Here is a 16,751-nt window from a genome sequence, read left to right on the forward strand (position 1 = left end):
GTATGTTCCCCCTTTTACCCGTTAATTATGAATGTACCAACACCCTTAATCGCGCATCTCAGAAAGAATGAGGCCATTTCCTTTGCAGAATTTATGCATCTTGCCTTGTATTCACCGGAATATGGCTATTACACCTCCGCTCATCCCAAGTTCGGTGCCTTAGGTGATTTTATTACAGCGCCGGAGTTAAGTCCGCTTTTTTCACAAACTCTGGGCGAACAATGCCGTGAAATTTTAAAGCACTTGGGTTCAGGTATCATCCTCGAGTTTGGAGCAGGCTCTGGTAAGCTGTGCGTCGAGCTGCTGAAACAGCTCGCCAGAAAAGAGACACTGCCAGAAACTTATTACATTCTTGAAGTCAGCGGTCATTTACGCGAACGGCAGAAACAACTTGTGCAGCAGGAAATTCCTGAGCTGGCCTCCAGGGTAGAATGGATTAGCGAATGGCCAAAGGCCTTTTCGGGAATTATTCTGGCCAATGAAGTTCTCGACGCCATGCCGGTGCATCGTTTTCTGCAAACCGACGACGGCATTTGTGAAAGCTATATCGTCCTTGACGAGCAGGAGCAATTGAAGGAAATCTTCAAACCCTGCACCAATTCCCGTCTTCTTGCCTATCTTGGCGAAGTCTTGCCGAAAGAATTTTCTCCCTATTTGTCGGAGGTCAATTTATATGTGGAAGGCTGGATTAAGCAATGTGCCGCCAGTCTCGAACAAGGGGTCATGCTCTTAATTGATTATGGTTTTCCTCGTTCCGAATTCTACCATCCCGATCGAAATCAGGGCACACTCATGTGCCATTATCAGCACCAGGCCCATACCAATCCCCTTGTTTACATCGGCCAGCAGGATATTACCGCTCATGTTGATTTCACGCAGATTGCCGAAGCGGCGATTACAGCAGGCCTTGATGTGAGCGGCTATACCAATCAGGCTGCTTTTTTGCTGGGGAATGGTTTGCTAAGCTTACTGGAAGCGATTCAGGACGAAGGGCAGCGCCTGAGAGCCGCACAAGCGGTCAAACAACTGATTCAGCCTGGTGAAATGGGTGAATTATTTAAAGTAATTGCCCTGTCAAAGCACTATGACGGAGACTTGGCGGGCTTTCAATTACAAGATAAACGAGCGAGCTTATAAAATGAATAAATATTTAACTACCGTCGAATTGCAGAAAGAATCCATGAAATTTTCCGCAGGACACACCACTATATTTTCGGCCACCGAAAGAGAACCCCTGCATGGCCATATGTATGGCGTGTATCTGGCGTTAACTACCTGGGTAGAAGAAAATGGAATGACCTTTGACTATCGCTATTACAAACAGCGCATCCATAATCTTTGTCGTTTTTTGAATCAAACATTTCTGATGCCCCAGTATTCTCCGTTTCTTACATTTTCAGAAGATGAAGAATATTATTATTTTGTGTTTAACAAGAAAAAAATACCCTTCCTGAAAGAAGACGTCACCTTAATGCCTTTGACCAATATCACCGTAGAAGAATTATCGCGCTGGTTTGTTGAGGAATTAATTAAGGAAAAAGAAGAATTGGACAGGCACCGTATTGAAAAAGTCCTGGTAAAAGTGTTTTCAGCTCCCGGCCAATCAGCAAGCCATGAGTGGCAGCGGCAACCACAGGCAGGCAAATGACTGAGGTTCTTAATGTGTGCATACCCCATACCATGCGGGATAGTTTTGACTACCTGGCCAATGGAATACAGGCAGCTTCCGGCTGCAGAGTCTATGTGTCATTTCGCAATAAAATCCGGCTGGGTATCGTAACCGGCAAGTCAGACTCAAGCCTGCCGGCAGACAAATTGAAAGCTATTAGTGAGTTGCTGGATGAAGAACCGATCATCAGTGACGAGATACTGAAACTTTGTCGTTGGATCAGTCAGTATTACCAATCCCCACTTTCCGAGGTGTTGCCGCTGGCCTTGCCTAAAAAGCTGCGTGATGGAAAAAACTTAAAACCCTTAACTATCGAGCCATTACTGCCCCTGGAGGAAAATCAGGTTAAAAACCCTCTTTTGCTCAATGAACAACAGGCACTGGCCGTTAAGGAAATTCAGGCACATCTTCACCATTACCATTGTTTTCTGCTTTATGGGGTAACCGGCAGCGGCAAAACCGAAGTGTATTTGCAAACCATCAGCAAAGTGCTTGCCCAGGGACGGCAGGTTCTCATTCTGGTACCTGAAATTGGCTTAACACCGCAATTGCTGCGACGATTCCAGGAACGTTTTGACTACCCAATGGCGGTTATTCACTCGGGGCTTAATGAAACCGAACGAAGCAAGGCATGGCAATTAGCCGCAGCGCATCAGGTGGGGCTTGTCATTGGAACCAGAGCCGCTGTCTTTACACCTATGCCCCGGCTAGGCCTAATCATCATCGACGAGGAACACGATAGTTCATTAAAACAAATGGAAGGCGTGCGTTACTCGGCCCGCGATACCGCTTTAATGCGTGCTCATACCGCCAATATTCCGGTTATTCTGGGTTCTGCCACCCCCAGTCTCGAAACACTTCACAATACCAGACTGGGAAAATATACAAATCTGCCTTTAAATCACAAAGCACTGAATCAATCCGCTTTACAATTTCAGGTCATTGATCTGCGAAATACCCTCCTTAATCAGGGATTGGCACCGGCGACCCTGCAGGCAATTAAAGAACAGCTTCAGCAAAACAATCAGGTCCTCATCTTTATTAACCGCCGCGGTTTTTCTCCTGTATTATTCTGCCAGCTCTGTGGATGGATAGCGGATTGCCCTGGCTGCGACAGCCATTTGACCTTTCATCGGCAAATTAATCGGCTAATTTGTCATCATTGCGGCTTTAATCAGTCAGCGCCTTCGGGCTGCAGGAAATGCAACAGTCCGGGACTTCTGCCTTTGGGTACAGGTACCCAGCGCCTGGAAGAGTTTTTGCAGGACGAATTTGCCGATTATCAGATTATGCGGGTAGATCGTGATGAAGTGAGTCGAAAAAACGAGCTTAGCAAGCGGCTTGAGCTAATCACCAAAGGGGAAGCACAACTCATTGTCGGCACCCAGATGATGGCCAAGGGACATCACTTTCCCAAACTTACTTTGGTGGTTATTGCCGATGCGGACGCCGGCTTTTTTCACCCCGATTTCCGAGCTATTGAACAGTTAGGTCAATTATTGACTCAGGTTTCGGGACGCGCCGGCAGAGCCTCCCTGGCTGGAAAAGTGATTATTCAAACGCATGTTCCGCAAAATCCCTATCTTAATTTGTTGATTAGAGAAGGTTATAACGCTTTTGCCGATGCCTTGTTAACAGCGCGTCAGCAGGCCGCCTTGCCTCCCTTCCACTATATGGCTTTAATCCGGGCACAGGCACGACAACCCGATAAAGTGATGGCGGCCCTGCAGGAAATGAAAAACCGTTTGTCTACTTCCCGGATTACTGTCCTTGGCCCGGCACCGGCTCCGATGGCGCGAAAAGGCCATCAGCATCGCATGCAGTTATTGCTTAAGTCGCCCACGAGAAAGCCGCTGCAAAATGCGTTGACCCAACTTCGTGAATGGTTAACAATAGATAAAACCCATTCCAGCGTTCGCTGGAATGTTGATATTGATCCTCTGGATTTATCATGACACAAAAAAATAAAGTACATCAGCGCATTTTTTCCATTGTCTGGGGCGATATGGATGCCCTGGGGCATGTCAATAACGCACGCTATTTTGACTATTTTCAAGAAGCGCGGATTGAATGGCTGGCAACGCTGAACATTGATCTCAAAAAAAATACAGGACCTGTGGTTATTCATACTGCTTGTACCTATTTAAAGCCGGTTATTTATCCCGCTACTCTGGTGCTCGATAGCAGCATTCACAGTATTGGCCGCTCAAGCTTTGTCATTGACCATGACTTGTTTCAAAATGAGGAATTAATGGCCCAGGGCATCAGCAAAGTGGTCTGGGTGGACTATAAACTGAATAAATCCATTCCTATTCCTGATGAGATTCGGAACTGTTTCATTTAATTGAGCGGGGGGGAGTTTTCGCAATTATCTGTAGGTCCGTGGTTTTCACACCGTTGCAGTTCTCACCGGAATATCGATTAACTCATGACCATCTTCTTTTTTAAGCTGAATAAAAATAACGATTGAGGCAAAAGTCAGTAGGGACATGGCAATAAAGGTCAAATGAAAACTTCGAATGCTCAACGCCGGATCATGGCCCAGACTCGCTGAAATTCTGATAAGCAATGCCGCGGCGGCGACCCCGAAACTTTGTGCGAGCTGCTGAGTGGTACTGACAATACTGGTCGCCGCACTCATTTCTTCTGCATCGACATTCGCATAAGCCAGAGAATTCATTCCGGTATATTGCAAGGATATTAATAATCCGTAAAAAAAGCTGAGCAGTCCTATCGCGACGAAGGAGGTCTGTGCGTTAATGAATGCAAACATGCCAAGCGCGATACCTACCAGTATTGTATTTACAATTAACAGTTTTTTATAACCGAGCCAGCGCAGGATATGCACCGACAAGGGTTTTACGATCAGCACTCCCAAAGCCGTAGGGGCCAGTAATAATCCGGAAGTCTGCGAGTTATACCCAAGGCCGATTTGGAGTAACAGCGGCAATAAAAAAGGAAAGCCTCCGAATCCAAGCCTGGCAAACAGATTCCCCAGTATTGATACCCGAAAGGTTCGTATGCGAAATAGTTCGATTTTAACTATGGGATGAGCCCTGTTATAAGAATGCCAGGCGTATAAAAATAATAAGCAGAAGGCAAGCGGCAGACTTAAAACCACCACAAGATGCCGTGCATCCGATTCGCTAAGAACTGACAAACCAATGGTTAACATGGCCAGACCACTGCCGAAAAGAATAAATCCCCATTTATCCAGAGGGGGCATCGGTCGCGAAGGCATAGAGGGCAGCAGAAAAATTGCCAGAAAGGCTGTCAGAATGCCAACCGGTGCATTGACCCAAAAAATCCAGCGCCATGAAAAATGATTACTAATTACTCCTCCGAGCACCGGCCCCAGCATCATTCCAATCGCAGCGACCATAACCACTACACTCATCTTGCTCACTAGTTCATGACGCTCACAGGTACGCATGATAATGAGCCGGCCTACCGGCAATGTAAGCGAGCCGCCGACTCCCTGGGCAATTCTTGCGATAATAAGCTCGGGCAGGTTGTCGGTAAATCCGCACCAGACCGAGCTGGCAGTGAAAAGCATAGCCGCTAAAATAAATACTTTTTTTGCGCCAAAGCGATCGGCTATCCAACCACTGACAGGAATAAAAATGGCCAGACTGACCAAATAACTGATTAGAGCAATTTTTAAATTAATTGGATTGACGTTCAGACTTTTTGCAATCACTGGAATAGCTGTATTCAGTACCGTAGTATCCACGGCCTCCATGAATAAGGCGAAGGAGACGATCAGTAAAATAATATTCTTTTTCATTGAAGAAAATTCCGCTTAAATCATCCTTTAAAATAGGCTCGATATCCCTTAACGTCAACTTTAAAAGAAACACAGGTCGATGAGCCAAAGCTGTTTATTCCCTTAAGACCAGTATATAATCCTTCCAGATTTAATAAGGGAGAAACAATTGATGAAAAAAATGGCTTTATTTTTATTCTGTGGTTTCACTGCATTTCAAGCTCAGGCGAATCCCAGCCTCTGCGGATATAGCGACTTTTTCCGTATAAGCGATGACAGCCGCCCTGATATTGCCATCGTGGATGCCAATACGACTCCAGAGCTTTTTATGCAGGTTCTGAGTCATTTAAGCTTTGAAATTCGCGACACTCCCGCTTGCAAAAAAGGGCGAGCCAACATTACCGTGGCTACGAATGATGGCAGAAGCTGGTGTGTGCTTCATCTTCAGGATGGCCCATTTATGATGCATCCCAAAGTTCATGCTAATTGCTCAGGCATGCGTTTTGTGGATATGTCCTATGAAGGAACGGGCAGCTTCCATTATACTATCCGTTTGGATTGAACCTATGGCCTGCACCAGGCAGGCTATAATTAAACTATTTTCAGCATAGGGACGGACAAGAAATTACAATGGACTTTAAAGATTATTATCAAATCATGGGCCTGGATAGAACGGCCAGCCAGGACGAAATCAAACAAACCTATCGCAAACTGGCAAGAAAATACCATCCAGATGTGAGCAAGGAACCTGGCGCCGAAGAGAAATTCAAGGAACTGGGGGAAGCTTATGAGGTTTTAAAAGATCCGGAAAAAAGAGCGAAATACGATAAATACGGCCAGTATTGGAAACAACAGAGTGAAGCCCAGCAACAATATGGTCAGGACTATGAGCCTCAGTATCAGTATGCGGGTCATAGTGATTTCGATCCTGCCGATTTTGAGGATTTTCTTGGCTCTATATTTGGACGGCAAGCCAGGCGGGAGCAGTCAGGCTTTTACGATCAAGGTCAGGATGTCCATGCCCAGCTGACCATCAGCCTTGAGGACAGTTACCAGGGCAGTGAAAAAATACTTCAGCTTCAGATGCCTTCGATCAATAAGCAGGGGGAACTGGAATACCAGCAACGCTCCATCCGGGTAAAAATTCCCAAAGGAATTGGCAATCAACAGCAAATTCGGCTGAAAGGCCAGGGCGGGGAACGGGTCGCAGGCAAACGCGGCGATCTATATATAGAAATTCATATTGCTCCCCATTCTCTATTCCATGTGGATAAGAAAAATATCCATTTGAAGGTTCCCATTACGCCTTGGGAAGCGGTTCTCGGTGCTAATATTGAGATACCGACACTGGGCGGAACAGTAAACATGAAAATTCCGCCTTACTCTCAGACGGGTAAAAAAATGCGTCTTAAAGGACGCGGCCTGCCAGGTAATCCGCCGGGCGACCAATACATAACTCTGGAAATCAGGATCCCGGAAACTGAAAACAACGAAATGAACAAGCTATTTGAGCAAATGGCTAAAAGCGTTCATTTTAATCCGCGTGAAAAGATGGGAGCAGCTCATGAGCGATAAGAAAACTGGCACAATGGAGTGCGAACAGCTATTTTCACTCTCTTTACAGGAAATCAGCCATTCCTTTGGCGTTACTCGTGAAACAATTATCGAAATTGTTCAGGAAGGAATTGTCTCGGTTAGCAGGAACGAAAGCAATGAGTGGCGATTTGATGATGAAGCCTTAAGACGCATTCGCACGGTTATACGGCTCAACCAGGATTTGGGAGTTAATCTGGCGGGTGCAGGACTGGTTCTGGATCTGCTCGCTGAAATTGAGCAGTTGCGTGCGTTACTTTATTCACAGAAGTTATAGCCGCGGGACGTAGCAAGAAGCCCCTTGCCATTAAGTTAAGGAAACTCTCATGCATGTAATGGGCCCTTGACCTAATTAACTACTTAAGATATTCCTACGTCCCTCGGCTTGTGTCCGAGGGACGTAGGAGAAGGGTTAAAGCCTTAAGTAAGTGACTTAGACTTAAGCAGTCATTACCTGTTGCAGAACAGGAAGCGTTTCTGCGGCAAAGGGCGCCGGCCATTGAAGTCCCAATTCTGCAATCCGTCTGCCAAAGGAGTCGATATACTCTTTCAGTTCTCCCTGCGAAGCCTCAATGCTGAATGCCGGGCAAGCATTTTCTTTTAGCATCTCATCCAGTCCGTCACGGATAGCAGCCCGCTCTTCCTCATTTTTTAACTGACCTATTTGTTTGCGAATGGTATATATCGCTCCCATGAGTTCTTTTGCGGATAAAGGCTCACGGGTTAAATCTTCAAACCAGTGAATCAGGTTATTGTATGCCCTGGAAGGAGAGGAGGAGAACCAATTGGAAAGACAGCTGCTTTTATGGTGCTGGGCCATATAAACCGTCGCATAATCATCCAGACTATTAAAGGCACGCATGAAATTAACTCGTCTTAAGCGTTCTGCAGCGTGACTTATCGATTGATTAGCATCCTTGATTAATTGCTGTTGAGGAGAAGACAAACTTTTTTTATTCAGCAATATTTCCAAAAGGCCGGCATATTTATCAATCATGGTCGAGGCGATGGTTACATTGATTTCAAGCACCTTACGGCTATTCGGGTCTTTGGCATCCTTATTTTTAACTGCCGCCATAATTTCGGCATTGGAAAGTAATTCCTGCAGATAATCATTCATCTTTCCATTAATCCCATCTTTTATGAGATTAAAAACATCAGAAAGGGTAGAGGAGTTGGAAGACAGAAACGAATGACCTGTTTTTTTTGTGGAATCCTGAACACGCGCCTGCGCTTTGGCAAGATCATTCACAGCGGCAGTATAATGACCACCCTGATTCATAATGCCTGCCTGCTGAGCCGATAACTGTTCATCTGCTGTGTTACCAGCCAGAACTCTGATTGCCTGTAACTGCTTCATTAAATCCATTTTTTCCGCATCTTCAAGCTTCATGACCGCCCCTTTTCGTATCCTTGAATTTAAAGTCTAGCGGGCATTTGAAAAAACAGGCAACTTTAACTCAAGGTAACCGAACCAGTCTCGGTTAAAGCAGCGGAGGATGAGCTAGAACCTGCTGCAATGGTCACTGGAGAATGATACAGCGAGGAATAAGACGCAAGGCCTGGTTTTAATGCCGTTTGCCCAGTCAATAGCGTAATGCCTTGCGCAAAATTATGCGCTTTGGCGATATCAAGCGCTGTCTCACCTGCTTCGTTTTTCAAATCTATAAATTGCTGTATCGAGGCTTTTCCCTGCATTCTTTGCTTAAGCTCCAGAACCATCGAAATCAAATCAGCACGCTGATTAGCGGCTGCCCAATGCAGTAAGCTGTTCCACTGGGAGTCCTGCTGGCTAATTAGATTGAAGAGCAGATCCGCAGGTAATTTTGATAGTACAAAGCGCCCCTGCACACGGTTAAGTAAATACATCAGTAAAGACTGAGACTCTTCCAGACTACCCCATTGCTTGATAGCAATATCGGCAAACAGGTTGGCCATAATATTCCTGTGTGTCTCTATAGTCACTTTTTCCGGAATAGAGAGAATAGTAAAAATCAGGTACAAAAAGTCCAATCCTTCCCTTCTACGCGCAAGTAATTCAAAACGGGTTTTACCCAGATCGTGATACTGCCTGAATAACTCATCCAGAGAAAAATTGAAATTAACCAGAACAGGATTCTCTTCCAGATAATTTTGAAAGCACTTCCAGGAACTTATGCCATCGGAATTATTTTTAAACAGATGCATGAGCAGAGGGAGATCATTGGGATTTGCGGCGGCCATTAAAAATGTATATAGCAAATCAGGAGGGATGTTAATGGTCAGCATGTCCAGATTTTCATAGATTTCCTTAACACTTAGTCTGCGTCTGGTTAAATTAGACACTGCCATTAATCTCGCATCTCTTATTTCTTCGTTTTGTTGTTTTTGCTTTTCTTTTATTAATCCTTCTATGACCCGGATTCGCAGGTTTAATTTGTTTTTATCACGCTCCCCTTTTTTGGTTAAATTTTTATTTAACAATAATTTTCGCGTATACTTTGTTTTTGCAAACTCAAGATCGTTAATCTCGCCTGATAATTGTTTAACTGCAGGGATAAGAATCGGACCTCTTGTTGTGGAGATCTCTTGTATTTTGGTTCGTAAATACTGTTCATCGTATACTGGAGCATTCTCTTTTTTGGGCGCAGGGTTTTCGTAACGTGAGCAATCCAATGCGTTTAATGAAAGATGCAGATTTAATTTTTTAGCCAGCTCAAGCGGGGTTAAACCTTCTTTATTTTTCATCCCAAATACATCCTGTTCTTCTTTGACAAATCCCTCCTTTAGAGCGCTCGCTCTGGCGGCCATAATCGGTATAATAATGTTCACGCGCTGATTGCTTACCGCCCAATGCAATAGGGTATTTTCTTCTTTGTCCTTGCAGCATAAAGTGGGAAACAGCGGGCTGCTGAACAGGATTTTGAGCAAGGGACGTCCTGTTGGATGATTTAACAAATACATCAATACATTATTTTTTCCAATCAAATCATCCCATGTATTGCCCGGAGCAGCAGCAAACAAAATCTCTTTAAATGCGAACAGCGTTGCTGAATCCAGCATCTCAGGGACTGACATTGAATCCCATATTTCTTTAAGGAAATCAAGGCCATGTTGTTTAAGGCATAAAATTTCAAAATAAGTATTACCTGAACGGGGATCTCTTTTAGCCAGTTCCTTTAAAGAAAAATAATGCTCCAGCTCCAGAGGATTATTTATAAAATAACGCTTCAACGCCATCCATTTATCATTATCTCCTTTTAATCTGGAAATAAAACAATCATTACCCCCATTTTCAGTTAAAAGCAGCCATCTAAAAATAGTTTCCTGCGGGTGCTTCTTTTTAAACGTATTATCCAAAGTGCTTTCGGTGAAAGAATTAAACAAATTATTTAAATCGGTTTGAATCTTCTCTTCTATTTTGGACAGCCGCGGTTTTCCTGCTATTAGCTCCTGCTTTTCCTGTTGCAGCGACGCCCATTGCGCTTTTAAAGCAGCGCCTTTTTCCTCCAATGAGCTGCGCTTCTGCAAAGCGTTCATCAATTCGTCCTGATAGGCAGCCTGCTCATTTGCCACGCTCATTAATTGCATTTTGATTTCTTCGAGAGAGCCCGGCAAGCCAAATTTTTCTCCTGGTCCGGAGTCGAAAAATTTAGGCGAACGACCCAGCGTATTTCTCGTGGGTAGAGAATCAATTCTTTGCGACAGACTTTGAGAATTGCGCGATAAGCTAGCGGTGGTTTCTTTCGGCTCGGTTTTAAGAGTAGCGGCTTGATTGCCTCTATTCCTTCTATTCGAGCGGCGATTAGAGCTTTGCTTTTTGTCAGCGACACTTAAAGGCGCCTGCTCTTCCTGCACAGCCTCCGCCGGCTTCGAAGGTTCTGCTGCAACGACCGGGCATTCAGCTTGTGTTTCGACTGCCTCAACCTCTTCCTGCTTTTCAACAGGCGGCTCTTCTTTTTTAATCAGGCCTTTAGTCAGCAGGAAATCATCATAATCCGCATAGGAGCGCTGGTTTTTAAGACTTCGATCAAAGGCATTTTTCGCCATGTCTTTTTTGCCATTCTGATACAGCCGGCAAATCTCTTCTTCCCATTGCGCCAGGCGCTCTGCTTCCGTTTGCTCTAAATTCGGATCGCTTAAAAAGGCGGTTTCGGGGGTCTTGATCCCTTTTTTAAAGGCGTTACACAGCGGGGCTAACGGATAATCATCACCCTGGTCGATAAACAGGCGTTTGGTGGCTCGCGTACTGCTGGTAAAAAATTTATTTAAGGGCGGACCAAAACGGCTGTCGCCGCAGCCGCGCTTGACACGATTGGTCGGTACTTTGCCATCCGTCCATTCACGGCTCGCTTCACGGCATAAGTCGTTATCCAGCATGCGGTACAGGATGACATTCTCATACTCCAGGCCCTTGATTTCCTCAGCCGTGAAGACCAGAACCGCCCCCGGGTATTTTTCCTGAGCCTCCTTTTTATATTCCGGCAGGGTAATGATGGCAAAATTACTTTGCTTTGCCATGTCCCTTAAGGCCTTTAATTCTTCCGGACTCTGCTTTAACCAGTGCACAATACCCGGTGTCTTCGCCTGCTCAGGCGACATCTTGATTTCGGACAGCTCATGTTTGTCAGCGCGGCCGCCCACCACCTGATTCTTTACCTTAATCACCTCATTGGCAAAATGCACCACATTCTCTGGACAGCGGTAAGAATGCGGCAGCTCAACCGACGCAAGCGCTAATCCATAGCGCTGCATCATGTTTTCAATAAGCGGCCCTTTCGACAGCTCGTCAAAAAGGCTTTGGTGGGTATCCATGCACAGGCATAACTGCCCTTCTTTGGCTAACAGCAGCAGATTCTCCAGCTCAAGACCCGATAAATCCTGGGCTTCATCGCCCAATACCAAATCATACGGGTCCCGCGGCTTAAACTTTAAGAAATCGAGTGCGACCAGACGCTGGTCTTTAAGATAGTTCTGATAATTCTCATACGCGGCCAATATCCACTGCCGGTCGTCCTGATGCGCATATAAACTGTTCTGTGTTCCAAGACCAAGATAACCCTCAGGGAGAAAATAACCCGATAAAAGACGAAACTCCTGATACAGCTCATGCCCTTCTTTTAAAAATCGGTCCAGCTGCGCATTCGCATCATCTGGGACTTGGGCCTTCTTTTTCTTGCCTTTCCCCTTTTTCCCGGCGGCTGCTGCCGCAGGCTTTAATCTATCTCGGCATTTCCCAACATAATCTTTCAGCCACTGCTCAAAATCCTCCTTAACCGCAAGCCTTTTCCCTTCAAAATCAGCGGATTGCTGCTCTCGCGCTACCGTCTCATAGGCCTTAAATTCAACCCGGTTTTTAAGCGTTTCAGGCAGCGATAAGCTATCCCATATCGCCTGCATCGCCTTCACTAATTCCGGCGACTGTGTTACATACAGGATTTTTCCCGCCGAATCAGGAGGAAGACTCGCAATCAGCTCAAGAATGCGCGACACCGCCAGACAGGACTTCCCTGAGCCCGCAGCGCCTCGAATGACCACCGGCGGTCTTACTTTTAAAATCTCTTCCTGCTGACTGCTTAAGCGAATTACGCGCTGATTATAATAGTCCAGAGTCACCAGCGGCCGCGTTTTTTGCACAGGACCCGCCGCAGGGCGCGCCGCTTCCAGCGCTTCCTCTGCCATTAACTCCTCAATCTGCCTGATTATCGATGGACCATACTTCTGACGATACTTTTCGACACCTGCCTTGTCCGAGAACAGCGGCGATTTCTTGTATTCATGATTTTCCGCGATATCCGCTATAACCAGGCTCTTTTCGCCATTCACCTCGAACTCAACCAACAAGGCGCGATCCGCTTCGTTTAAGCGTGCGCTCGCCAGGCCGTCGCGATCTTTTAATTTCTCATAGTATGCCGATTGCGTTTGCTGCCCCTTTAAAGCCTTGGCTAGCTTCTTTACCGGCTTCGGACCCTTGGAATATCCGGCTAATACTGAACGTTGGATAATGACCCGTTTCCACGGCGCGTTCGCCTCGGCTTTCTTCTTCGGCATGTAAACTCTGAATACAACTTAAATCACAATGGCCCAATATTATACATAAAGCACCACCTTCAATCAAACAATTCACGACAAACCAAGCATCTGTAGAATTTTCTCAAAAGAAAACAAAGAATATAGGAGCATTACTCAATTAGTAAAATCATCGAACCTTGAGGATGTGGCTCTGAAATGAACATTGATAAGAAAGTCTGGTAATCTCAATAATGGCAGCGGTTTATATCAAGTTCCATTTTAGGAAGGCCCCTTGTTTTCCAGCTCCCTTAACACTTGATCCAGATCATCTCCCGGAAAAAGGATTCTTGAGACTGGTTGAACCTGAAGATTTGGGTAGGGACTCCATCGACTCGCTCTTCGCTGTTCAGCTTCCAATATCCTTTTCTCTCTGGCTTCCAATAAAGGAAGTAAATTCACGGCATTCTTATTTTTAGCCAAATCAAGGGGGGTCAAATTAAGATTATTGGCCACTCTAAAGATAACCTTTGGATTGGCGCCAGGTATTATACGGTCTCCTCCAGGTAATGCCGCGTGTCTGGAGCTAATAATGATCGACGCCAGATCTTCTCTGTTATTTTCAATAGCCCAATGCAGAAAGGTATTGCCTGATTTATCCTGCAGCTTCATCCCAGGGAAAAAACTGCTGTCTACAATTGTCTGAAAAAGGCTGATGCCATCTGCACTTCCTGCCAGATGCATAAGAAAATGGTTTTCTGCAGTTACCTCACTCCAATTCAGCCCCTTTAGATCCGTAAAGAAGACCTGACACATGGTGGTGAATATGCTTCGCACATCCCGATCGATGGGAACAAGAGAAAAGATTAATTCCAGCATTTGCAGCCCCACCGGATTGCGGGCTATTGTTTCAAAACGGCTTTTTGTACTGTCCGGTGCTATCTCAAACAATTTTTGCAAGGGAAACCATTGACTCAAACTGGACTCATGTTCTTCCAAATATCTTCGGAATGCCCTCCATTTGCTCTCATCTTTACTCATCATAATCAAAAAGCAATTCTCGTCCTTGCAGGAAAAATACCGATCAAGAGCGCTATTCCCAGACTTGCCAAATACACTGTCCAGAAATCCTTTCATCTTTTGATAAACCGGATCTGTCTCCGGAACTCTTGCTGGAACCGTGGACGGCGCAGCCTGTAATACCCCCCTCCCGTCCGTTATTCCCGTTATCCTTGAACTGGAAGACGGGTTAAAAAATGCAGGCGAACGAACCAGCGGCCCAAAAGGCAGGGTACTATTCGATTTTTTATCTGTATTTGCCAATGAAACAGGCTTACGCGACAAGCTGGCCGTGGTTTCTTTAGGCTTTGCTTTGGGGGCAGCGGCTTGTTTACCTTTATCTTCCTGCTTCGGTTGGCTACTAGCCGCCTGCTTTTTATTCGCTGCCCTGGGAACTGCTTTTTCTTTCTGCAAATCATCGCTTTTTTGAGAGCATCCTGCGGCTTTGGCCACAGCCGGCAAGATCTCAGGTCTTTTCTGGTCCTCAACCTCTTCCTGCTTTTCAACAGGCGGCTCTTCTTTTTTAATCAGGCCTTTAGTCAGCAGGAAATCATCATAATCCGCATAGGAGCGCTGGTTTTTAAGACTTCGATCAAAGGCATTTTTCGCCATGTCTTTTTTGCCATTCTGATACAGCCGGCAAATCTCTTCTTCCCATTGCGCCAGGCGCTCTGCTTCCGTTTGCTCTAAATTCGGATCGCTTAAAAAGGCGGTTTCGGGGGTCTTGATCCCTTTTTTAAAGGCGTTACACAGCGGGGCTAACGGATAATCATCACCCTGGTCGATAAACAGGCGTTTGGTGGCTCGCGTACTGCTGGTAAAAAATTTATTTAAGGGCGGACCAAAACGGCTGTCGCCGCAGCCGCGCTTGACACGATTGGTCGGTACTTTGCCATCCGTCCATTCACGGCTCGCTTCACGGCATAAGTCGTTATCCAGCATGCGGTACAGGATGACATTCTCATACTCCAGGCCCTTGATTTCCTCAGCCGTGAAGACCAGAACCGCCCCCGGGTATTTTTCCTGAGCCTCCTTTTTATATTCCGGCAGGGTAATGATGGCAAAATTACTTTGCTTTGCCATGTCCCTTAAGGTCTTTAATTCTTCCGGACTCTGCTTTAACCAGTGCACAATACCCGGTGTCTTCGCCTGCTCAGGCGACATCTTGATTTCGGACAGCTCATGTTTGTCAGCGCGGCCGCCCACCACCTGATTCTTTACCTTAATCACCTCATTGGCAAAATGCACCACATTCTCTGGACAGCGGTAAGAATGCGGCAGCTCAACCGACGAAAGCGGTAATCCATAGCGCTGCATCATGTTTTCAATAAGCGGCCCTTTCGACAGCTCGTCAAAAAGGCTTTGGTGGGTATCCATGCACAGGCATAACTGTCCATCTTTGGCTAACAGCAGCAGATTCTCCAGCTCAAGACCCGATAAATCCTGGGCTTCATCGCCCAATACCAAATCATACGGGTCCCGCGGCTTAAACTTTAAGAAATCGAGTGCGACCAGACGCTGGTCTTTAAGATAGTTCTGATAATTCTCATACGCGGCCAATATCCACTGCCGGTCGTCCTGATGCGCATATAAACTGTTCTGTGTTCCAAGACCAAGATAACCCTCAGGGAGAAAATAACCCGATAAAAGACGAAACTCCTGATACAGCTCATGCCCTTCTTTTAAAAATCGGTCCAGCTGCGCATTCGCATCATCTGGGACTTGGGCCTTCTTTTTCTTGCCTTTCCCCTTTTTCCCGGCGGCTGCTGCCGCAGGCTTTAATCTATCTCGGCATTTCCCAACATAATCTTTCAGCCACTGCTCAAAATCCTCCTTAACCGCAAGCCTTTTCCCTTCAAAATCAGCGGATTGCTGCTCTCGCGCTACCGTCTCATAGGCCTTAAATTCAACCCGGTTTTTAAGCGTTTCAGGCAGCGATAAGCTATCCCATATCGCCTGCATCGCCTTCACTAATTCCGGCGACTGTGTTACATACAGGATTTTTCCCGCCGAATCAGGAGGAAGACTCGCAATCAGCTCAAGAATGCGCGACACCGCCAGACAGGACTTCCCTGAGCCCGCAGCGCCTCGAATGACCACCGGCGGTCTTACTTTTAAAATCTCTTCCTGCTGACTGCTTAAGCGAATTACGCGCTGATTATAATAGTCCAGAGTCACCAGCGGCCGCGTTTTTTGCACAGGACCCGCCGCAGGGCGCGCCGCTTCCAGCGCTTCCTCTGCCATTAACTCCTCAATCTGCCTGATTATCGATGGACCATACTTCTGACGGTACTTTTCGACACCCGCCTTGTCCGAGAACAGCGGCGATTTCTTGTATTCATGATTTTCCGCGATATCCGCTATAACCAGGCTCTTTTCGCCATTCACCTCGAACTCAACCAACAAGGCGCGATCCGCTTCGTTTAAGCGTGCACTCGCCAGGCCGTCGCGATCTTTTAATTTCTCATAGTATGCCGATTGCGTTTGCTGCCCCTTTAAAGCCTTGGCTAGCTTCTTTACCGGCTTCGGACCCTTGGAATATCCGGCTAATACTGAACGTTGAATAATGACCCGTTTCCACGGCGCACTCGCCTCGGCTTTCTTCTTCGGCATGTAAACTCTGAATACAACTTAATTAGTAATGGTCCGATATTATACACGCAGACTTTTATCTTG

At 46.1% G+C, this 16,751-nt stretch carries 11 protein-coding genes; 7 read left to right on the forward strand and 4 right to left on the reverse strand.

Features of this window, described 5'->3' with window-relative positions; all coding sequences use genetic code 11:
* Window positions 1-27: 27 nt before the first annotated feature.
* From DYH61_RS14345 to DYH61_RS14360, 4 genes are read left to right on the forward strand one after another with little or no spacing between them, the layout of a single operon-like run.
* Window positions 28-1,137 (forward strand): class I SAM-dependent methyltransferase, encoded by a 1,110-nt coding sequence (locus tag DYH61_RS14345; protein ID WP_058507037.1) that lies wholly within the window; start codon window positions 28-30, stop codon window positions 1,135-1,137.
* Between the two features lies 1 nt (window position 1,138).
* Window positions 1,139-1,648, forward strand: coding sequence for a 6-pyruvoyl trahydropterin synthase family protein (locus DYH61_RS14350; RefSeq protein ID WP_058507036.1), 510 nt, complete (start codon window positions 1,139-1,141; stop codon window positions 1,646-1,648).
* Window positions 1,645-3,624, forward strand: a complete 1,980-nt coding sequence (gene priA, locus DYH61_RS14355; protein WP_058507035.1) for a replication restart helicase PriA — start codon at window positions 1,645-1,647, stop codon at window positions 3,622-3,624. Before DYH61_RS14350 ends, priA begins: the two co-directional genes overlap by 4 nt.
* On the forward strand, window positions 3,621-4,013 hold the full coding sequence (locus tag DYH61_RS14360; protein ID WP_058507034.1) for an acyl-CoA thioesterase: 393 nt from the start codon (window positions 3,621-3,623) through the stop codon (window positions 4,011-4,013). Before priA ends, DYH61_RS14360 begins: the two co-directional genes overlap by 4 nt.
* Before the next feature lie 45 nt (window positions 4,014-4,058).
* Here DYH61_RS14360 and DYH61_RS14365 read toward each other — a convergent pair whose 3' ends face one another.
* The gene (locus DYH61_RS14365; protein ID WP_058507033.1) at window positions 4,059-5,456 is read right to left on the reverse strand and encodes a DHA2 family efflux MFS transporter permease subunit; all 1,398 of its coding nucleotides are present in this window, start codon (window positions 5,454-5,456) and stop codon (window positions 4,059-4,061) included.
* A 148-nt stretch (window positions 5,457-5,604) separates the two neighbouring features.
* On the opposite strand from DYH61_RS14365, the gene DYH61_RS14370 reads away from it, so the two are divergent.
* The 3 genes from DYH61_RS14370 (at window position 5,605) to DYH61_RS14380 (ending at window position 7,305) form a co-directional block, all read left to right on the forward strand.
* Entirely contained in the window at window positions 5,605-5,997 is a 393-nt protein-coding gene (locus DYH61_RS14370) for a hypothetical protein (protein WP_133129091.1), read from the forward strand.
* A gap of 68 nt (window positions 5,998-6,065) precedes the next feature.
* A complete protein-coding gene (locus DYH61_RS14375; protein WP_058507031.1) occupies window positions 6,066-7,010 on the forward strand; it encodes a DnaJ C-terminal domain-containing protein in 945 nt (314 codons plus the stop codon).
* Entirely contained in the window at window positions 7,000-7,305 is a 306-nt protein-coding gene (locus tag DYH61_RS14380; protein ID WP_058507030.1) for a chaperone modulator CbpM, read from the forward strand. The genes DYH61_RS14375 and DYH61_RS14380 overlap by 11 nt, the downstream gene beginning before the upstream one ends.
* Window positions 7,306-7,467: 162 nt before the next feature.
* Here DYH61_RS14380 and DYH61_RS14385 read toward each other — a convergent pair whose 3' ends face one another.
* The 3 genes from DYH61_RS14385 to DYH61_RS14395 all read right to left on the reverse strand — a co-directional run bounded on the left by DYH61_RS14385 (window position 7,468) and on the right by DYH61_RS14395 (window position 16,688).
* Window positions 7,468-8,421, reverse strand: a complete 954-nt coding sequence (locus DYH61_RS14385) for a hypothetical protein (RefSeq protein WP_058507029.1) — start codon at window positions 8,419-8,421, stop codon at window positions 7,468-7,470.
* Window positions 8,422-8,483: 62 nt separating this feature from the next.
* Window positions 8,484-13,058: a UvrD-helicase domain-containing protein gene (locus tag DYH61_RS14390; protein WP_115343314.1), complete on the reverse strand. Its 4,575-nt coding sequence runs from the start codon at window positions 13,056-13,058 to the stop codon at window positions 8,484-8,486.
* Between the two features lie 240 nt (window positions 13,059-13,298).
* Window positions 13,299-16,688: a UvrD-helicase domain-containing protein gene (locus DYH61_RS14395; protein ID WP_115343315.1), complete on the reverse strand. Its 3,390-nt coding sequence runs from the start codon at window positions 16,686-16,688 to the stop codon at window positions 13,299-13,301.
* Window positions 16,689-16,751: the final 63 nt, after the last annotated feature.

Origin of the sequence: Legionella quinlivanii, from assembly GCF_900461555.1 — a bacterium.
Taxonomy (GTDB): domain Bacteria; phylum Pseudomonadota; class Gammaproteobacteria; order Legionellales; family Legionellaceae; genus Legionella_C; species Legionella_C quinlivanii.